The 18,096-nt window shown below is 57.2% G+C and carries 17 protein-coding genes and 1 pseudogene; 10 read left to right on the forward strand and 8 right to left on the reverse strand.

Features of this window, described 5'->3' with window-relative positions; genetic code table 11:
- Positions 1 to 122 precede the first annotated feature (122 nt).
- Positions 123 to 992, reverse strand: coding sequence for a 4-(cytidine 5'-diphospho)-2-C-methyl-D-erythritol kinase (gene ispE / locus AB8846_RS02320; RefSeq protein WP_219322994.1), 870 nt, complete (start codon positions 990 to 992; stop codon positions 123 to 125).
- On the reverse strand, positions 989 to 1,600 hold the full coding sequence (gene lolB, locus AB8846_RS02325; RefSeq protein ID WP_023336000.1) for a lipoprotein insertase outer membrane protein LolB: 612 nt from the start codon (positions 1,598 to 1,600) through the stop codon (positions 989 to 991). Before lolB ends, ispE begins: the two co-directional genes overlap by 4 nt.
- Positions 1,601 to 1,926: 326 nt before the next feature.
- Between lolB and hemA the strand changes: the two genes are divergently transcribed.
- The 6 genes and pseudogenes from hemA (at position 1,927) to kdsA (ending at position 6,972) form a co-directional block, all read left to right on the forward strand.
- Entirely contained in the window at positions 1,927 to 3,183 is a 1,257-nt protein-coding gene (gene hemA / locus AB8846_RS02330) for a glutamyl-tRNA reductase (protein ID WP_023335999.1), read from the forward strand.
- A gap of 41 nt (positions 3,184 to 3,224) precedes the next feature.
- Entirely contained in the window at positions 3,225 to 4,307 is a 1,083-nt protein-coding gene (gene prfA / locus AB8846_RS02335) for a peptide chain release factor 1 (protein WP_023335998.1), read from the forward strand.
- The gene (gene prmC, locus AB8846_RS02340) at positions 4,307 to 5,137 is read left to right on the forward strand and encodes a peptide chain release factor N(5)-glutamine methyltransferase (RefSeq protein WP_331412106.1); all 831 of its coding nucleotides are present in this window, start codon (positions 4,307 to 4,309) and stop codon (positions 5,135 to 5,137) included. Before prfA ends, prmC begins: the two co-directional genes overlap by 1 nt.
- Positions 5,138 to 5,145: 8 nt before the next feature.
- Positions 5,146 to 5,229 (forward strand): annotated as a pseudogene (locus tag AB8846_RS02345) (siroheme synthase); the annotation flags it as partial.
- A gap of 41 nt (positions 5,230 to 5,270) precedes the next feature.
- Positions 5,271 to 6,080 (forward strand): invasion regulator SirB1, encoded by an 810-nt coding sequence (gene sirB1 / locus AB8846_RS02350; protein WP_023312124.1) that lies wholly within the window; start codon positions 5,271 to 5,273, stop codon positions 6,078 to 6,080.
- 37 nt (positions 6,081 to 6,117) lie between these two features.
- The gene (gene kdsA, locus AB8846_RS02355; RefSeq protein WP_029741601.1) at positions 6,118 to 6,972 is read left to right on the forward strand and encodes a 3-deoxy-8-phosphooctulonate synthase; all 855 of its coding nucleotides are present in this window, start codon (positions 6,118 to 6,120) and stop codon (positions 6,970 to 6,972) included.
- An 85-nt stretch (positions 6,973 to 7,057) separates the two neighbouring features.
- Here kdsA and chaA read toward each other — a convergent pair whose 3' ends face one another.
- Positions 7,058 to 8,158: a sodium-potassium/proton antiporter ChaA gene (chaA, locus tag AB8846_RS02360; protein WP_063143884.1), complete on the reverse strand. Its 1,101-nt coding sequence runs from the start codon at positions 8,156 to 8,158 to the stop codon at positions 7,058 to 7,060.
- Between the two features lie 270 nt (positions 8,159 to 8,428).
- Here chaA and chaB point away from each other — a divergent pair, with 270 nt between their 5' ends.
- Together chaB and AB8846_RS02370 are read left to right on the forward strand one after the other, a co-directional pair.
- A complete protein-coding gene (gene chaB / locus AB8846_RS02365) occupies positions 8,429 to 8,659 on the forward strand; it encodes a putative cation transport regulator ChaB (protein ID WP_008499518.1) in 231 nt (76 codons plus the stop codon).
- A gap of 177 nt (positions 8,660 to 8,836) precedes the next feature.
- Positions 8,837 to 9,532, forward strand: a complete 696-nt coding sequence (locus AB8846_RS02370; RefSeq protein WP_331412107.1) for a gamma-glutamylcyclotransferase — start codon at positions 8,837 to 8,839, stop codon at positions 9,530 to 9,532.
- Between the two features lie 30 nt (positions 9,533 to 9,562).
- Here AB8846_RS02370 and AB8846_RS02375 read toward each other — a convergent pair whose 3' ends face one another.
- From AB8846_RS02375 to AB8846_RS02385, 3 genes are all read right to left on the reverse strand, one after another.
- A complete protein-coding gene (locus AB8846_RS02375; RefSeq protein WP_013096243.1) occupies positions 9,563 to 9,802 on the reverse strand; it encodes a DUF1883 domain-containing protein in 240 nt (79 codons plus the stop codon).
- A gap of 194 nt (positions 9,803 to 9,996) precedes the next feature.
- Positions 9,997 to 11,781 carry a methyl-accepting chemotaxis protein gene (locus AB8846_RS02380; protein ID WP_370731934.1) on the reverse strand — a complete coding sequence of 595 codons (1,785 nt, stop codon included), beginning with the start codon at positions 11,779 to 11,781 and terminating at the stop codon, positions 9,997 to 9,999.
- A gap of 106 nt (positions 11,782 to 11,887) precedes the next feature.
- Positions 11,888 to 12,241, reverse strand: a complete 354-nt coding sequence (locus tag AB8846_RS02385) for a DsrE/DsrF/TusD sulfur relay family protein (RefSeq protein ID WP_008499522.1) — start codon at positions 12,239 to 12,241, stop codon at positions 11,888 to 11,890.
- 177 nt (positions 12,242 to 12,418) lie between these two features.
- On the opposite strand from AB8846_RS02385, the gene AB8846_RS02390 reads away from it, so the two are divergent.
- Positions 12,419 to 13,825, forward strand: a complete 1,407-nt coding sequence (locus tag AB8846_RS02390) for a YchO/YchP family invasin (protein WP_370731935.1) — start codon at positions 12,419 to 12,421, stop codon at positions 13,823 to 13,825.
- A gap of 3 nt (positions 13,826 to 13,828) precedes the next feature.
- Here AB8846_RS02390 and narL read toward each other — a convergent pair whose 3' ends face one another.
- Both narL and narX read right to left on the reverse strand, forming a co-directional pair.
- Positions 13,829 to 14,479 (reverse strand): two-component system response regulator NarL, encoded by a 651-nt coding sequence (gene narL / locus AB8846_RS02395; RefSeq protein ID WP_008499531.1) that lies wholly within the window; start codon positions 14,477 to 14,479, stop codon positions 13,829 to 13,831.
- Positions 14,472 to 16,268: a nitrate/nitrite two-component system sensor histidine kinase NarX gene (gene narX / locus AB8846_RS02400; RefSeq protein ID WP_370731936.1), complete on the reverse strand. Its 1,797-nt coding sequence runs from the start codon at positions 16,266 to 16,268 to the stop codon at positions 14,472 to 14,474. Before narX ends, narL begins: the two co-directional genes overlap by 8 nt.
- A 309-nt stretch (positions 16,269 to 16,577) precedes the next feature.
- Here narX and AB8846_RS02405 point away from each other — a divergent pair, with 309 nt between their 5' ends.
- The gene (locus AB8846_RS02405) at positions 16,578 to 17,975 is read left to right on the forward strand and encodes a NarK family nitrate/nitrite MFS transporter (protein ID WP_033145765.1); all 1,398 of its coding nucleotides are present in this window, start codon (positions 16,578 to 16,580) and stop codon (positions 17,973 to 17,975) included.
- Positions 17,976 to 18,096: the final 121 nt, after the last annotated feature.

An 18,096-nucleotide genomic window follows, 5' to 3' on the forward strand; every position in this document is an offset into this window, starting at 1 on the left:
AAGAACCTCAGGCATGCGTCCAGTGGTGGATAGCGTTCGCCGCAAACTGTGCGGGCCAGGCAAATGCTATCCAGGCGGTGTATTAAAGAGCGCGATGCAACGTCTGGAACAGGGTGACGTTGTCACCGAAACTCAGTCTGCGCCAGAATGGCCTGCTGTAGGGGGGAGGTGTTCATCCCACGTGCTACAAAACCATGCAGCCAAACCGGCGCTTGCTCAAGCACCTGACGAGCGGCGGATTCGGTGTCAAATTCAGCAAAGACACAGGCCCCTGTACCAGTCAGGCGCGACGGCGCGTATTCTAACAGCCAGGAAAGCACCGCATCAACCTCGCGAAAACGTTTTCTTGCGATATCCTCGCAATCGTTGCTGAATTCACAATTTAATAACGTTTCTATTGACCGAACCGGGGTATTCCTTTTGAGGTCAGGATCTTTAAAGATGACCGGGGTCGGAATGCTCACGCCAGGGTGGGCCACCAGATACCATTTCTCCGGCGGTTCAGCCGGGGAGAGGATCTCACCCACGCCCTCAGCAAAGGCCGCATGACCGCGAACAAACACCGGGACATCCGCTCCCAGCGTCAGGCCCAGGGCTGCCAGTTCGTCTTTCGACAGCCCGCAGCCCCAGAGATGGTTCAGCGCAACCAGCACGGTGGCGGCGTTGGATGAGCCACCGCCCAGGCCGCCGCCCATCGGCAGGCGCTTCTCGATACGGATATCCGCACCGCTTCCTGCGGGCAAACGGCCTGATTCCGCTGCGGCTTTCATCAGCAGGCGCGCGGCGCGCACGATCAGGTTGTCCTCATGCGCCACGCCGTCGACCGGCGTTAGCAGGCAAATCTGCCCGTCCTGGCGCAGTTCAATGGAGATCGTATCGCCATAGTCAATAAACTGAAACAGCGTCTGCAGGGTGTGATAACCGTCAGCACGCTGGCCGGTGATGTATAAAAACAGGTTCAGCTTTGCCGGAGAGGGCCAGTGGGTCATCATTTAACGATCCAGTTGTCCATTTTCAGCTTAATACGCTGGCTGCCCTGGGTCAGTTCCATATTCGATGGCAGCGACGGTTTACTCTTACTGTCATAGGCGCTGTACACCACTTTCCAGGTTTTACCGTTCTGGGTGTAGTTCACCTGGCTCAGACGGTACTGGTCGTCAAGGCTGTAGTCAGTTGCCTCACCCGGCAGGCCAAGGATCCACTGGCGCAGGCTGTTGAGCGGGATAGGCATCCCGGTCAGCTTGCCAATCATCTCTTCGGCATCGGTCGCGGTATAGTGCTGGCCTTTGTTATCGGTGATCTGCGCTTCACCCGGTTTCGCGATAAGCTCCAGCTCGGTGCTGCCCAGCGGGTTCAGCAGCAGCAGGCGATAGTTGTCCTGACCCGTCTGCTGCCAGAAGAAGCGGGCATAAACCTTTTGTTCGTCAGAGAGATAAGCGAAAGCGCCGCGGGTCTGGTACTGGTTCAAATTACGGACGTCCTGCTGGTGCTGACGCCACTGCGGTGAATCAGGGCTTTTGCCCGGGCCTTTTGGTTGGGTGACGGTACAGGCGGTCAGAACCAGTGCTGCCAGCGGCAGCAGGCGAATCAGTCGGGTCATAATGAGGACAAATCCTTGAGATACGTTGCAGTTATAGTTGTTAATGCTAGCGTCGAAGGGGGCTACCGTCTACGTTCAAATTATCTCAAAGCGTTGTATCTACCCTAAATAATTCAAGCTGCATGAAGGCGGCAAGAGAGTGAATCCCCAGGAGCATAGATAACTATGTGATTGGGGTGAACGAGCGCAGCCAACGCGCATGCAGCTTGAAGTATGACGGGTATAAGCTATTACTCCGAAAGGGGGCAGTCCCTTTTATTGATCTCGCGCATCCTGTATGATGCGTTCTGCTAACCTTATTAACGCTGGTACTACTCCCGCTCAACATGACCCTATTAGCACTCGGCATCAACCACAAAACGGCCCCGGTTTCGCTGCGAGAACGCGTGACGTTTTCGCCGGATACGCTTGACCTGGCGCTGGACAGCCTGCTTGCACAGCCGATGGTGCAGGGTGGCGTGGTGCTCTCGACGTGCAACCGTACCGAGCTGTATTTAAGCGTGGAAGAGCAGGATAACCTGCATGAAGCGCTGATCCGCTGGCTATGCGACTACCACAATCTCAACGAAGACGAGCTGCGCAACAGCCTGTACTGGCATCAGGACAACGATGCGGTCAGCCATCTGATGCGCGTCGCCAGCGGGCTGGATTCGCTGGTGCTGGGCGAGCCGCAGATCCTGGGTCAGGTGAAAAAAGCGTTTGCGGACTCACAAAAAGGGCATCTGAAGGCCAGCGAGCTGGAGCGCATGTTCCAGAAGTCGTTCTCCGTGGCGAAGCGTGTGCGAACCGAAACCGACATTGGTGCCAGTGCGGTTTCCGTTGCTTTCGCGGCCTGCACCCTTGCACGCCAAATCTTTGAATCCCTGTCTACCGTCACCGTAATGCTGGTGGGTGCGGGCGAAACCATCGAACTTGTGGCGCGCCATCTGCGCGAGCATAAAGTGAAAAAGATGATTATCGCTAACCGTACCCGCGAACGCGCGCAGGTGCTGGCGGATGAAGTGGGTGCAGAGGTGGTTGCCCTGAGCGACATCGATGAACGCCTGAAAGAGGCGGATATTATTATCAGCTCTACCGCCAGCCCGCTGCCGATTATCGGAAAAGGGATGGTGGAGCGTGCGCTGAAGTCCCGTCGCAATCAGCCGATGCTGCTGGTGGATATCGCCGTCCCGCGCGATGTTGAGCCGGAAGTGGGCAAGCTGCCTAACGCCTACCTCTACAGCGTGGATGACCTGCAAAGCATCATTTCGCACAACCTTGCCCAGCGTAAAGCGGCGGCGGTTCAGGCGGAAACCATTGTTGAGCAGGAAACCAGTGAGTTTATGGCCTGGCTGCGCGCGCAAAGCGTCAGCGAGACCATCCGCGAGTACCGCGGGCAGGCGGAGCAGGTGCGTGATGACCTGACTGCCAAAGCGTTAGCAGCCCTTGAACAGGGCGGTGACGCAAATGCGATTATGCAGGACCTGGCGTGGAAACTGACCAACCGCCTGATCCATGCACCAACCAAATCTCTTCAGCAGGCCGCCCGTGACGGGGATGATGAACGCCTGACTATTCTGCGCAACAGCCTCGGGCTGGAATAGCGCCCTATACCCATTTTCTAAGACAAGGTGCACTTACGCCTATGAAGCCTTCTATCGTCGCTAAACTGGAAGCTCTGCACGAGCGCCATGAAGAAGTACAGGCGCTGCTCGGCGATGCCGGGACCATTGCGGACCAGGAACGTTTTCGCGCGCTCTCACGTGAATACGCGCAGTTAAGTGATGTTTCTAAATGCTTTACCGACTGGCGACAGGTTCAGGAAGATATTGAAACCGCGCAGATGATGCTCGACGATCCTGAAATGCGCGAAATGGCGCAGGAAGAGTTGCAGGATGCGAAAGCGCGTTCTGAAGAGATGGAGCAGCAGCTCCAGGTGCTTCTGCTGCCGAAAGATCCGGACGATGAGCGTAACGCGTTTGTGGAAGTGCGCGCCGGTACCGGCGGTGATGAAGCGGCGCTGTTTGCCGGGGATCTGTTCCGCATGTACAGCCGCTACGCCGAATCGCGTCGCTGGCGCGTGGAGATCATGAGCGCCAACGAAGGCGAGCATGGTGGCTACAAAGAGGTTATCGCCAAGATCAGCGGCGACGGCGTGTACGGTCGTCTCAAGTTTGAATCGGGCGGTCACCGCGTGCAGCGCGTACCGGCCACCGAATCTCAGGGACGCATTCACACCTCAGCCTGTACGGTAGCGGTGATGCCGGAGCTGCCGGAAGCAGAGCTGCCGGACATCAATCCGGCGGACCTGCGTATTGATACTTTCCGCTCCTCTGGCGCGGGCGGTCAGCACGTCAACACCACCGACTCCGCCATCCGTATTACCCACCTGCCAACCGGCATCGTCGTCGAATGCCAGGACGAGCGCTCACAGCACAAAAACAAAGCCAAAGCGCTGTCCGTGCTGGGCGCGCGTATCCACGCAGCCGAAATGGCGAAACGCCAGCAGGCGGAAGCGTCTACGCGTCGTAACCTGCTGGGCAGCGGCGATCGCAGCGACCGTAACCGCACCTATAACTTCCCGCAGGGCCGCGTAACCGACCACCGCATCAACCTGACGCTCTACCGTCTGGACGAGGTGATGGAAGGGAAGCTGGATATGCTGATTGAGCCTATCGTGCAGGAATACCAGGCCGACCAGCTGGCGGCACTGTCCGAGCAGGACTAATGGATTTTCAGCGCTGGTTACGTGAGGCGGCCGGAGAGCTTTCCGAAAGCGAAAGCCCGAAACGCGATGCCGAAATTTTGCTTGAGCATGTGACGGGTAAAGCCCGCACGTATCTGCTGGCTTTTGGCGAAACCGAACTGACCGCGGAGCAGGAAGCGCAGCTCGCCGCGCTGCTTGCCCGTCGTAAAACCGGCGAGCCGGTGGCGCACCTTGTCGGTGAGCGCGAGTTCTGGTCGTTACCGCTGTACGTCTCGGCGGCGACGCTGATCCCGCGTCCGGACACCGAGTGTCTGGTTGAGCAGGCGCTTGCGCGTTTGCCGGCGGCGGCCTGCAGCGTTCTCGACCTCGGGACGGGGACTGGTGCTATCGCGCTGGCGCTTGCCACCGAGCGGCCCGACTGCGCGGTGACGGCGGTGGATGTAATGCCCGACGCGGTGGCGCTGGCGCAGCGTAACGTGGAACGCCTCGGGGTCCGCAACGTGACGGTGCTGCAAAGCAGCTGGTTTGCCGCGCTGGAGAATCGCTTATTTGCGATGATTGTCAGCAATCCTCCTTACATCGACGAACATGATCCGCACCTTGCGCAGGGAGATGTTCGCTTCGAACCGCTGACGGCGCTCGTGGCCGCCAACGCGGGATTAGCCGATCTTGATCACATTGTGACAACGTCACGGGAACATTTACTTCCCGGCGGCTGGCTGCTCGTGGAGCATGGCTGGACGCAGGGAGAAGCCGTGCGGGCACTGTTTACGCAAGCTGGTTACGCCGCAGTCGAAACCTGCCGCGACTACGGCGGCAACGAACGCCTGACGCTGGGGCAGTGGTCTTGAGTTCCGGGTATCTGCCATTTACTGATAAAGGCGTAAGGCTGACTGAAAGGCAGTTTGGCGTTATCATCTACATCGTTTTGAGTTTTATCGCGCCTGAGCGTCATTGTACGCTCAGGCGTTACTGGGGTAAGTCATGAGGTCCTTAGCCGATTTCGAATTTAATAAAGTGCCGCTTTGCGATGGCATGATCCTGATTTCTGAGATGATTCGCGACGATTTTACGTCGCAGTTTGTCTACGATGAGCTGGAGAATCTGGTCAGCCTGGCGCGTGAAGAGATTAATCAGGCTCGCCCGCAAGACTGGCAATTAGAGAAGCTGCTGGAGCTTTTCTACGGCGAATGGGGTTTCTGCGACACGCGGGGCGTATATCGTCTGTCTGACGCGTTATGGCTGGACCAGGTCTTAAAAAATCGTCAGGGCAGCGCCGTGGCGCTGGGCTCTATTTTGCTGTGGGTCGCGCACCGTCTGGATATTCCGCTGGTCCCGGTCATTTTCCCGACGCAGATGATCCTGCGTGCAGAGTGGCTGGACGGCGAAATGTGGCTCATTAATCCCTTCAACGGCGACACGCTGGATGAACATACGCTGGACGTGTGGCTGAAAGGCAATATCAGCCCGGTGGCTGAGCTCTTTAACGAAGATCTCGACGAGGCGGATAACGCAGAGGTCATTCGCAAGCTGCTGGATACGCTGAAGTCCGCGTTAATGGAAGAGCGTCAGATGGAGCTGGCGCTGCGCGCCAGTGAAGTGCTGCTGCAGTTCAACCCGGAAGACCCGTACGAAATTCGCGATCGCGGGCTGATCTATGCGCAGCTCGACTGTGAGCACGTGGCGCTGAATGATTTGAACTATTTCGTCGAGCAGTGTCCGGAAGACCCCATTAGCGAAATGATTCGTGCGCAGATCAACGCGATCTCGCACAAACAAATTACACTGCATTAAATCTTAATTCCGATTCACACCTGAATAAGGCGATCCTATGAAACAAAAAGTGGTTAGCATTGGTGATATCAAGGTAGCAAACGACCTGCCGTTCGTACTGTTTGGCGGCATGAACGTGCTGGAATCCCGCGACCTCGCCATGCGTATCTGCGAACACTACGTGACCGTGACCCAGAAGCTGGGCATCCCGTACGTGTTTAAGGCCTCTTTTGACAAAGCCAACCGCTCCTCCATCAACTCTTACCGTGGCCCAGGCCTGGAAGAGGGAATGAAAATTTTCCAGGAGCTGAAGCAGACCTTTGGCGTGAAAGTGATCACCGACGTGCATGAAGCCTCACAGGCGCAGCCGGTGGCAGACGTGGTGGACGTGATCCAGCTTCCGGCGTTCCTGGCTCGCCAGACCGACCTGGTTGCGGCGATGGCGAAAACCGGTGCTGTTATCAACGTGAAGAAACCACAGTTCGTGAGCCCGGGTCAGATGGGTAACATCGTCGATAAGTTTATCGAAGGTGGCAACGACAAGGTGATCCTGTGTGACCGTGGCGCAAACTTCGGTTACGACAACCTGGTTGTCGACATGCTGGGCTTCAGCGTGATGAAAAATGTCTCCGGCCAGTCTCCGGTGATTTTCGACGTGACCCACGCCCTGCAGTGCCGCGACCCGTTCGGCGCCGCGTCCGGTGGCCGTCGTGCCCAGGTTACCGAGCTGGCGCGTGCCGGTATGGCGACCGGCCTGGCAGGTCTGTTTATTGAAGCGCACCCGGATCCGGCAAATGCGAAATGCGACGGCCCATCTGCGCTGCCGCTGGATAAGCTGGAGCCGTTCCTGAAACAGATCAAAGCGATTGACGATCTGGTGAAGAGCTTCGACGAGCTGGATACCAGCAACTGATAAAAAAACCCGCTTCGGCGGGTTTTTTTATGGGGCATATTGCCGGGTGGCGCTGCGCTTACCCGACCTACAAAACCCGTAAAGGCTACGCAAAAATCGTCATCAAGTACGCAATAAACAACGCCATATGCGCCGCGCCGTTCAGCACGTTGGTGCGTCCGGTTGAGAACGAAATCTGGCACAGCAGCAACGAGGCGACCATCACAATCATCTCCGGCGCGCCCAGCGCAAACTGCAGCTCGTTGCCCGTCATAAAGGCAATCAGCGTCACCACCGGTACGGTGAGTGAAATCGTCGCCAGTACGGAGCCGAAAAACAGGTTCATTGCGCGCTGCACCTGATTATTCAACACCGCTTTCAGCGCACCCAGCCCTTCAGGGGACAGAATCAGCAGGGCTACCAGGAAGCCGGTAAACGCTACCGGTGCGTTCAGCTCGGTTAACAGCGTTTCCAGCGGGTTGGCATTCATCTTGGTGACCGCAATCACCGCAATCAGATGCACGATCAGCCAAACCGTATGCCACGCGCTGCTGTGGGCCGACGGTTTGCCGTGGTGCGGGTCATCATCGTCGCCGTCATCCTCATGCTCGTACACAAACAGGCTCTGGTGCGTTTTGGTTTGTATCAGCAGGAACACGCCGTACATGGCGGCGGAAATCAGTGCAACCAGCAGCGCCTGACCGGTGGTGAAGTTCGCACCCGGCAGCGCCATCGGGAAGACCAGTACGATAATGGCCAGCGGGAAGAGGGCAATCAGATACTGTTTGATGCCGAACAGGTTCATATACTGGGTCGCGAACTTACGGCCGCCCAGCAGCAGAGAGAAGCCCACCAGGCCGCCCGTTACAATCATAATGATCGAGTAGAGCGTGTCGCGCATCAGCGTCGGCGCGGCATCGCCCGTCGCCATAAGCGCGGAAATCAGGCTGACTTCGAGAATAACGACGGAAAGGCTGAGAATTAACGATCCGTACGGCTCGCCCAGACGGTGGGCCAGGACGTCCGCATGGCGAACGACGCTAAACGCGCTGGTTAAGATGCCGACCAGAGCAAGAATATTGATACCAACCACCACTGGCAGTGACTGACTGCTTCCCCAGAAGAGCAGCACAGCCAGTGCCAGAACCGGGAAAATGAGTGACGTCTCCTTGTGGCGGGTCTTTACCGCCTCTTGTGTTGCTGTCATGTGCTTCTCCATCAATGCAGGTGCTTGTAATTATAGATAGAATTTTGAGGTCATTAAACTAACAGATCTCTGTTAAATACCCTTTATTTTTTACTTAATTTTACCCTTTGTCGTAATTTCTTTGTTTGGTGTCCATAATTCGCTGTCTTTATTATATATTCATTAAATAACAATGAATTATAAAACGCATATATTCATAAATTATCGCGGAGTGGCACCATGCCATATCGTCGTCCACACTTATCTCTTTAGCCAAAAGAGAGGTCAGTGATGCCTTATAAAACGAAACGCGAATTACCCGATAACGTACAAAACGTGCTGCCCGCCCACGCGCAGGATATCTACAAAGAGGCGTTTAACAGCGCCTGGGATCAATACAAAGATAAGGACGATCGCCGGGATGATGCCAGCCGTGAAGAGACGGCCCACAAAGTCGCCTGGGCCGCCGTAAAACATGAATATGAGAAAGGAGACGACGATAAATGGCATAAAAAGAAATAGCCATGAAATAATTCGCTGCCTTCATTTTGACTTTTCAGGCGGTTGAACTTCCGTTGTATTGCAACTGGTCCGCTAATTGCTTATCGTTATTTAACTGCTGGCAAAATGACCAGCACATAATGCCGGGAAGGCGAACTACAGATGTCGCAAGGAAGCATGCAGTGGCGGAGGTGTAAAGTGTTAACGCGTGATTTCTTAATGAAGGCAGATTGTAAGACGGCATTTGGTGCTATTGAGGAATCGCTTCTCTGGTCAGCTGAACAACGTGCGGCGTCACTCGCTGCCACGCTTGCCTGCCGCCCGGATGATGGCCCGGTATGGATTTTTGGCTACGGTTCCCTGATGTGGAACCCGGCTCTGGAATTTGTCGAATCGGCAACGGGAACGCTGCCTGGCTGGCATCGCGCATTTTGCCTGCGCCTGACGGCCGGACGCGGCAGCGCGTGCCAGCCGGGGCGCATGCTTGCACTGAAAGAGGGCGGGCGCACCACGGGCGTGGCGTATCGCCTTCCGGATGCCACGCTGGAACAGGAGCTCACGCTACTCTGGAAGCGTGAAATGATCACCGGCTGCTATATGCCGAGCTGGTGCAAGCTGGAACTGGACGACGGACGCACCGTCAATGCGCTGGTGTTTATTATGGATCCGCGCCATCCGCTGTATGAAGCGGACACCCGTACGCAGGTGATTGCCCCGTTGATCGCCGCCGCGAGCGGGCCGCTGGGCACCAACGCGCAGTATCTCTTCTCCCTCGATCAGGAGCTAACCCGCCTCGGCATGAAGGACGACTGTCTGAATGAGCTGGTGGTGAAGGTGAAGGCGCTGCTGGAAGGGAACCCGCTCAACGGCGCGCTGCGACCGGGTTTTGCCTGATAATACGCCCGGCTTGCCGGGCGTTTGTCTTTATGCGGCCACGTAGCTGACGGAATGCTCCAGCGACTGACTGTGGCTGTCGATCAGCACATCCCACGTGCCGGTATACGGCACGGTAAGCCACGCTTTATCATCCTGCACGGTCAGAATATCCGCCTGGGATTGTTTTTGTGCTTTCGCACTCATCAGATGAATACGACAGCGCTCTGAGCAACGCACCACTACCGTATCCCCGCCAAACAGTTTCAAACTTGTTTTTACCAGTGCCATTTTTTACCCCGTCGATTTTGCCCATCCCGAGCGTGATATTGTTCACAAATTACTCATTGCATAACACCAAAGCGAGGGGCGAGGGATGATGATTTTGATCAAAAAATGGCATAACGTTTAAACAAAAATGACAAAATGCCTGAAAGCATTCAGCTGGCGCGGGTTTTACCCGGTAAACCCGCGCCGGAATAAAATTAAATGCGGAAATGGCCGGCTGTTTCAGCAAGGTCGCCCGCCTGGCTCTGCAGTGCACCCGCGGCGGCGGCGGATTCCACCACCAGCTCGGCGTTCTGCTGCACCATGCGGTCGAGATGGGTCACCGCGTGGTTGATCTCGTGAATGCCTTTCATCTGCTCGCTGGTGGCGATGGAAATTTCGCGCATGATGCCTGAGACGCTGCCGATGCTGGAGCGGATCTCATCCATGCTTTCCCCTGCCAGATGCACGTAGCGGGAGCCGGTTGCCACGCTGTTGGTGGTGGAATCAATCAGCGATTTGATCTCTTTCGCCGCCTGAGCGCTGCGGCTCGCCAGGTTACGCACTTCGCCTGCCACGACGGCAAACCCGCGTCCCTGCTCACCGGCACGCGCCGCCTCGACGGAGGCGTTCAGCGCCAGAATGTTGGTCTGGAAAGCAATGCCGTCAATCACGCTGGTGATATCGCCAATTTTTGCCGACGCGACTTCAATGGACTGCATGGTGCTGATCGCCTGCGATACCACCTCGCCGCCGCGCGCCGCGGCCGCTGAGGCTTTGCTCGCCTGATCGTTGGCTTCTGCTGCCGATTCATTCGACTGGGTCACGGAGGCGGTGATCTGCTCCACGGCGCTGGCCGTCTCGCGCAGACTGGATGCCGCCTGCTCGGTGCGTCCGGAAAGATCCTGGTTACCTGCGGCAATCTCCTGCGCCGCGTTTTTCACCGATTCACTGGCATCCCGGAGCTGTACCATCACCACCGACAGCTTATCACTGAAGGCATTAAAGGCCTGGGCAATCTGCGCGACCTCGTCCTCGCCGCTGTCCGGCAGGCGCTGGGACAGATCGTTAGTCCCGTTGGCAATGTTGTGCATCGCGTCGCGAATGTCGGACAGACGCTTCAGCAGGCGGGCAATCAGGAAGTGAACAATGGCCGCGCTCAGGAGTGCCAGGATCACCAGCGAAATCGCCGATGCTTTAAGCAGGGAACGCATGCCGGAGGTGGCGTCACCGTTGTCGAGCGCGACGACTAACAGCCAGTTAGTGCCCGGTACGGCTGTCGCCACGAAGGTTTTTTCAGCGTCGTTCAGCGTTCCGTCAACCGGCGTACCGCTTTTCAGCGCAGCAAAATCAATGCCTTTGATCGTCTCAGCAAACGGTTTGAGCGTCAGGGCCGGATCGTTAGCGGCAATCACGCTGCCGTCACTGTTCAGAAGCAACCCGCTGCTGGCCGGGGTTGGATGGATCCCGCGCACGTTAGCCACCACGCTGTCCATGGCGACATCGCCCGCCACCACCGCTTTCAGGGTGCCATTTTCTTTCACCGGCACGGCAAACGTTACCACCAGCTTACCGGTCCCCGCGTCAACGTAGGGTGCGGTGACAACCGGAGCGTCCGTGCTGACCACCTGCTGATACCACGGGCGAATGGTCGGGTCATAATCCGCCGGAACGCCCGCCGGTTCAGAGAATTTCGCCGTTTTGCTGGCGTAGCCAACATAGACGTTGGTGAATCCACCCGCCTGCGCAAGCTGTTTAAACACCGGAACCGGATCGTCGCTCAGCGCAACGGTCTGCGCGGAGGCAATCACCGTCATCTTGCTTTTTACCCAGTCGGCAATCGCCATGTTATGGCTGGCGCTGGTGCTGGTCAGAATATCGCGCTGGGACTGCTGGTTATCCTGACGTGTGACCTGGAAGTTAATAACGGTATTGAGGAGAAGGGCGACGACCAGACAGCCTGCCGTCGCAGCGATGATGCGTGCACGAATCGATCTGAACATAAGTGAAATACCTGCTGTGTTGTTTCCATGCCTATCGGCAACCCCGCAGGTAAACTTGATGCTGAAACCGCGTCCATAAGAAAATAATATTTTTACGAGTTTATTATTAAAAAGTTAATACTTTATCTGCGGACAGCGTCCACTCGGCCAGCTCAACCAGCGTACCAATTTCTACGCCATCAATCAGCGGCAGGCCGGTAATGCCGCGACCGTCGGTGCAGGTCTTGCACAGCTTCACCGGCACGTTTTGCGCGGTCAGGATCTCCAGCATCTGCTGAATGTTATAGCCCTCTGCCGGTTTTTGACCTTTCAGCCCGGCGGTGACCGCATCCGACATTAAAAAGAGCCGTAACGCCAGGTCGCTCTCTTTTTCACGCAGCGCAATGGCCAGGCGCAGGCTGTTAAAAAGGGATTCGCTGCCGTAGGCCGCACCGTTGGCGACGATCACAATCTTTTGCATGTTGACTCCTGTTCTTATAAAGGCACGAATAATATAGGGTTTACCGAGTTTACGCTGCTTGCAGCCGACAATAAACCTCAGGATATTCCTGAAATGTCCCGTAAGGCTGCAATTCTTTCCCAATGACGTTAAGGTAAGAGGGTCTTTAACAAAACTCAGGCGCAAATCCCGACGTTGATGGCTGTATCGTCCTGCATTCGTTTGCTGTTATTACTCCCCCTTCTTGCGGCCGGAGCCGTTCACGGTGCGCCGAATTCCTTTTTGCATCAAGCACAGAATCCCTTCGATAACAATGGGGATAGTTTGCCTGACCTCGGCATGGCGGCACCAACGGGCGAGGGGGAGAAGCATCTGGCCGAAATGGCGAAAGCCTTCGGTGAAGCCAGCATGACCGACAACGGCCTGACAACGGGCGAGCAGGCGCGTCAGTTTGCGTTTGGTCAGGTGCGCGACGCGGTGAGCGGCGAAGTGAACCAGCAGATTGAATCCTGGCTTTCGCCCTGGGGGAACGCCAGCGTGAACTTACTGGTAGATAACGATGGCAAATTTAACGGCAGCAGCGGGAGCTGGTTTATCCCCTGGAACGATAACAACCGTTATCTGAGCTGGAGCCAGCTTGGCCTGACCCAGCAGACGGATGGCCTGGTCAGTAACGCTGGAATCGGTCAGCGCTGGGTCGCCGGGAAATGGCTGCTGGGTTACAACACCTTTTACGATAACCTTCTGGAGGAAAACCTGCAGCGTGCCGGGCTGGGCGCGGAAGCGTGGGGAGAAAATCTACGCCTGTCAGCCAACTATTATCAGCCCTTTGCCGGCTGGCGCGAGCGCTCCGACGTCCAGGAGCAGCGCATGGCGCGCGGATATGACGTCACCGCTAAAGCCTGGCTGCCGTGGTTCCATCACCTCAATACCAGCGTCAGCTTCGAGCAATACTTTGGCGATAACGTTGACCTCTTCAACAGCGGAACCGGCTATCACAATCCGGTAGCGGTGAATCTGGGGCTTAACTATACCCCCGTTCCGCTGGTCACCTTGACCGCCGCGCATAAGCAGGGCGAAAGCGGCGAGAGCCAGAATAACCTCGGACTGAAGCTCAACTATCGCTTTGGCGTACCGCTGGCTAAGCAGCTTTCCGCCGGTGAAGTTGCCGCCACGCGCTCCCTGCGCGGAAGCCGCTATGACTCGCCGGAGCGCAATAGCCTGCCGGTGATGGAGTTTCGCCAGCGTAAAACGCTGTCCGTGTGGCTGGCAACGCCGCCGTGGGATCTGAAAGGGGGCGAGACCGTTATGCTGAAGCTTCAGGTTCGCAGCGCGAACGGTATTCGCCAGATCCACTGGCAGGGGGATACGCAGGCATTGAGCCTGACGTCGCCGGCTAAAAGCAACAGCAGCGACGGCTGGAGCGTGATTATGCCTGCCTGGGATGAGCGTGAGGGGGCGACAAACCGCTGGCACCTGTCGGCGGTAGTGGAAGATGAGAAGGGCCAGCGCGTCTCGTCTAATGAGATCGCGCTGACCGTCGTGCAGCCGCTGGTCGCATTGCCGGACAACGACCCGCGCTGGAAGCTTCTGCCGGAGGAGTAATCCTTAAAAAATGCGTTCCTGATGCACCCACACCGCGGCCTCAACGCGGGATTTTAACTTCATTTTCTTCAGCATATGCTTCACGTGCACTTTGACCGTGCTTTCGGTGATGTCCAGGCGGCGGGCGATCATTTTGTTCGGCAGTCCCTGAGCAATGAGTTTGAGAATATCGCGCTCGCGCGGGGTTAACTGGCTGACGTCACGGTCAGAGGTGGCGCGATTGGCGCGCAGGCTGGCGGCCAGGACCGGCGTTAAGGCTTCGCTGAGCACCATCTCGCCCGCCGCGGCCTGCTGCAGCGCCTTAAGCAAGTCTTCCGGCTCCATATCCTTCAGCAGATAACCATCCGCTCCGCGCTTCAGCGCCGTGACCACATCCTCTTCATGGTTTGACACGCTAAAGACGACGATGCGCCCGGAAAGCGATTTTTCCCGCAGCTTGTCGAGGGTTTCCAGACCGTTCATGCCGGGCATATTCAGATCGAGCAGGATCAGATCGGGATCGAGGGATTCGGCAAGCTCAATGCCCTGTTCACCGTTGCTGGCTTCGCCAACCACGGTGATATCGGGTGCCATGCTGACCAGCTGTTTCACGCCAGTACGCAGCATCGGATGGTCGTCGATCAACAGGATGGATGCCGGTTCCTGATTAGTCATGGGTTTCTCCTTGAGCAGTTGTAAGCGGTTTCTCGGGAATAAAGGTGACGACAACTTCCGTGCCGCCCGTCTCTCTCCGACGAACCTGGCAATCACCGCGCAGGCTTTGGGCGCGGTCTCGCATAATAATTAAACCATAGTGGTTAGTGCGTTCGGCATTTTCCGGCACGCCGCGGCCGTTGTCATGAACCGTGAGCTTCACCTGATTGTTGTGCTGGCTGACGGTGACCGTTACCGCCGTCGCGCCGGAGTGCTTGAGCACGTTGCTCAGCGCTTCACGGGCGATCTGCAGTAAATGTATGGCCTGGTGGGAGGGAACAAACCGCGGCGGCAGCTGGTAGTCCAGCTTCACCGGGAACCCCAGCCGGGCGCTAAATTCGTGACAGCTGGACTCCAGCGCCGGGCGCAGGCCCGGCTCGGTCAGCTGCAGACGGAAGGTGGTCAGCAGCTCGCGAAGCTGTATCCAGGAGGTGTTCAGCTCGTTGCGGATCTGGCTGAGCAGCTGCTTATTGCTTTCCGGCATCTCCGCATCCTGCATCTGCAGGCAGCTCACCTGCATTTTCATACAGGAGAGCGACTGGGCGATAGAGTCGTGGAGCTCGCGGGCGATGGTCGCGCGCTCTTCCATGACGATCAGCTGCTGCTGCTTTTCCTGATGCCTGTCGAGCGCCAGCGTGGCCGTGAGCTGTTCGACCAGCGTATCGACCAGCTGCTGCTGGTCGTGGCTCAGGTGACGCCCCGCCGGCAGGGTTGCCAGCAGAATACCGTACTGGGTGTGGCTGTCCGTCAGCCGCCACTTCAGGGTGGTGCCGCTGGAGGTGAGCGGCGGCAGGCCGCGAGGGCAAAGATGGCAGCCTTTGTCATCGCAGGACATATCGGACTGGCAGGTAAATTCCTGATGGTTTTCTTCGTCTTCCACATCGTAGACGCGCAGCTCAAGGTCGTGGAGCAGGGTCAGATTTTGCAGGCCGTTCAGCACCGGCGAGAGGCGTTCACAAAGGGGCACCTGCATGTGCAGCCGACGGTTGGCCTGCCACAGGAAGGAGAGGATCTCGTTTTTCTGCTCCAGCCCGGCCGTTTTTTCCTGAACGCGCTGTTCCAGCACCGCGTAGCTCTCGGAGAGCTCTGCCGACATGGTATTGAGTGCCTGGCCGAGCATGGCCATCTCGTTGCGCCCGCTGATGTGCGTGCGCTGGGTAAAATCGCGTGCGGTAACCGCGCGGGCCATTGCCAGCAGCTGTTTCCACGGGTTCAGCAGCCGCGCGCGGAGCCAGAGGATGGTGAAGATCAGCAGCAGCCCCATAAACAGCGCCATCGCGCGGTGCACCATCACCACCCGGTCGATGCGTAATTCGGTGGTTTGGTCAAAAGAGGAGACCAGCGCATCAATGCGTGAGACAAACCCCGCCACGTCCTGCGCAACGGTTTCTGTGCTGCGCGCCTGTTTCAGCCCAGGCTCCAGCTGGGTGTGCCAGTAGCCCTGAAGGGCGTTAAGCTGGGACTGCTGGCCGGCGCGGATGGCGGCGTTTTCCAGTTCGGGGCTGAAGACCGTGCGCTCCATTTCATCAATCAGGGGCCTATCGCCCTGCGTCAGGGGAACCGATGCCAGCAGGCGATAACTCTGCATGCGTAGCGAGCCTGCCTCGTTGATGGCATGCGCATTACCCTGTACTCCCTGTACCAGCCAGCCGGAGATCGCCATGCCGGTCACGCCGATGGCGGTGGACAGCAAAACAATTAGGGCTAGCTGATTCACGAGCGTCAGCGGAGATAAACATCTTTTTAACATAGAGGTGGCGTGCTCCTGACGTGGCCTGCCTGCAGGAATGGCGCTATTCTGGTGCATACCCTGGAGTATACCCATACCAATAAAGGATTACCCCTAAATTGCCAGCGGAGTAGGGGGAAGGAGGTGGGGGTAGCCAGGAACCGTCAGTGCCGTGAAAAACCACGTCTTTTTTACCGAATTAGCCTACTCACTAAGGGTAAGGCCTTATTTTGCGCCGCAAATCCTCCCACTTTTCCTTTGATTTATATCAACTTACCGCCGCCCTAAAACCCTAATGTTTGCAGCATCATTCGAGAATCAGAGGTGTCTATGAGTCACTCATCCGCTCCCGAAAGGGAAAATGGTGCCGTTATTACAGACTGGCGTCCAGAGGATCCGGCGTTCTGGCAACAGCGCGGCCATCGTGTAGCAAGCCGGAATCTATGGATTTCGGTGCCGTGTTTGTTATTAGCGTTTTGCGTATGGATGTTGTTTAGCGCGGTGGCGGTCAATCTGCCAAAAGTTGGGTTTACGTTTACGACCGATCAGCTGTTTATGCTGACCGCGCTGCCGTCGCTTTCAGGCGCGCTGCTGCGTGTGCCTTACGCGTTTATGGTGCCGGTGTTTGGCGGTCGTCGCTGGACGGCGTTCAGTACGGGCATCATGATCGTCCCTTGCGTGTGGCTCGGCTTCGCGGTGCAGGATACCTCTACGCCGTTCAGCGTATTCGTGATTATCTCCCTGCTGTGCGGTTTTGCGGGTGCGAACTTCGCCTCCAGCATGGCAAACATCAGCTTCTTCTTCCCGAAAGCGAAGCAGGGCGGCGCGTTGGGGATTAACGGCGGTCTGGGGAATATGGGCGTCAGCGTAATGCAGCTGATTGCTCCGCTGGCGATCTCGGTCTCCATTTTTGCGGCCTTTGGCGGCGGTGGCGTTGAGCAGGCGGATGGTTCTTCCCTCTATCTGCAAAACGCAGCCTGGATCTGGGTACCTTTCCTGGTGGTCTTCACCCTCGCAGCCTGGTTCTTTATGAATGACCTGTCCGCGTCGAAGGCGTCGCTGAGCGAACAGCTGCCGGTGCTGAAGCGTGGACACCTCTGGGTAATGGCGCTGCTGTATCTGGCCACCTTCGGCTCGTTTATCGGCTTCTCGGCGGGCTTCGCGATGCTGTCGAAAACGCAGTTCCCGGAGATTCAGATCCTGCACTTTGCCTTCTTCGGGCCGTTTATTGGTGCCCTGGCGCGTTCGCTGGGCGGCATGGTGTCTGACCGCCTCGGCGGCACCCGCGTGACGCTGGTTAACTTCGTCGTGATGGCGGTCTTCTGCGCGCTGCTGTTCCTCACGCTGCCCGTCGACGGACAGGGCGGTAACTTCATCGCCTTCTTCGGCGTGTTTATGGTGCTGTTCCTGACGGCCGGGCTGGGGAGTGCGTCTACCTTCCAGATGATCTCCGTGATCTTCCGTAAGCTGACGATGGATCGCGTGAAGGCGCAGGGCGGGAGCGAAGAGCAGGCGATGCGCGAAGCGGCGACGGATACGGCTGCGGCGCTGGGCTTTATCTCTGCCATCGGCGCGATTGGCGGCTTCTTTATCCCGAAAGCGTTCGGTATCTCTCTGGACCTGACCGGCTCTCCGGCCGGTGCCATGAAGGTCTTCCTCGTCTTCTATATCGCCTGCGTTGTGATTACGTGGCTGGTATATGGCCGTAATACCAAGAAAAATAAGTAAGTGTGATTATCCGTTTACGCGGCCTTCGGGTCGCGTTTTTTTTGCGCTGGAAATAGTTACAACATACTGGTGGGTTTACAGAGGAAGCCTGCGGGAAACGCTGCGATCGCCATCGATTTAC

Source organism: Enterobacter sp. KB-221C9 (assembly GCF_041320715.1).
GTDB classification, from domain to species: domain Bacteria; phylum Pseudomonadota; class Gammaproteobacteria; order Enterobacterales; family Enterobacteriaceae; genus Enterobacter; species Enterobacter asburiae_D.

Coding starts and splice junctions, on each gene's coding strand:
- ispE (WP_219322994.1), bottom strand. CDS start 992: ATGATGACCCACTGGCCCTCTCCGGCAAAGCTGAACCTGTTTTTATAC.
- lolB (WP_023336000.1), bottom strand. CDS start 1,600: ATGACCCGACTGATTCGCCTGCTGCCGCTGGCAGCACTGGTTCTGACC.
- hemA (WP_023335999.1), top strand. CDS start 1,927: ATGACCCTATTAGCACTCGGCATCAACCACAAAACGGCCCCGGTTTCG.
- prfA (WP_023335998.1), top strand. CDS start 3,225: ATGAAGCCTTCTATCGTCGCTAAACTGGAAGCTCTGCACGAGCGCCAT.
- prmC (WP_331412106.1), top strand. CDS start 4,307: ATGGATTTTCAGCGCTGGTTACGTGAGGCGGCCGGAGAGCTTTCCGAA.
- sirB1 (WP_023312124.1), top strand. CDS start 5,271: ATGAGGTCCTTAGCCGATTTCGAATTTAATAAAGTGCCGCTTTGCGAT.
- kdsA (WP_029741601.1), top strand. CDS start 6,118: ATGAAACAAAAAGTGGTTAGCATTGGTGATATCAAGGTAGCAAACGAC.
- chaA (WP_063143884.1), bottom strand. CDS start 8,158: ATGACAGCAACACAAGAGGCGGTAAAGACCCGCCACAAGGAGACGTCA.
- chaB (WP_008499518.1), top strand. CDS start 8,429: ATGCCTTATAAAACGAAACGCGAATTACCCGATAACGTACAAAACGTG.
- AB8846_RS02375 (WP_013096243.1), bottom strand. CDS start 9,802: ATGGCACTGGTAAAAACAAGTTTGAAACTGTTTGGCGGGGATACGGTA.
- AB8846_RS02380 (WP_370731934.1), bottom strand. CDS start 11,781: ATGTTCAGATCGATTCGTGCACGCATCATCGCTGCGACGGCAGGCTGT.
- AB8846_RS02385 (WP_008499522.1), bottom strand. CDS start 12,241: ATGCAAAAGATTGTGATCGTCGCCAACGGTGCGGCCTACGGCAGCGAA.
- AB8846_RS02390 (WP_370731935.1), top strand. CDS start 12,419: ATGGCTGTATCGTCCTGCATTCGTTTGCTGTTATTACTCCCCCTTCTT.
- narL (WP_008499531.1), bottom strand. CDS start 14,479: ATGACTAATCAGGAACCGGCATCCATCCTGTTGATCGACGACCATCCG.
- narX (WP_370731936.1), bottom strand. CDS start 16,268: ATGTTAAAAAGATGTTTATCTCCGCTGACGCTCGTGAATCAGCTAGCC.
- AB8846_RS02405 (WP_033145765.1), top strand. CDS start 16,578: ATGAGTCACTCATCCGCTCCCGAAAGGGAAAATGGTGCCGTTATTACA.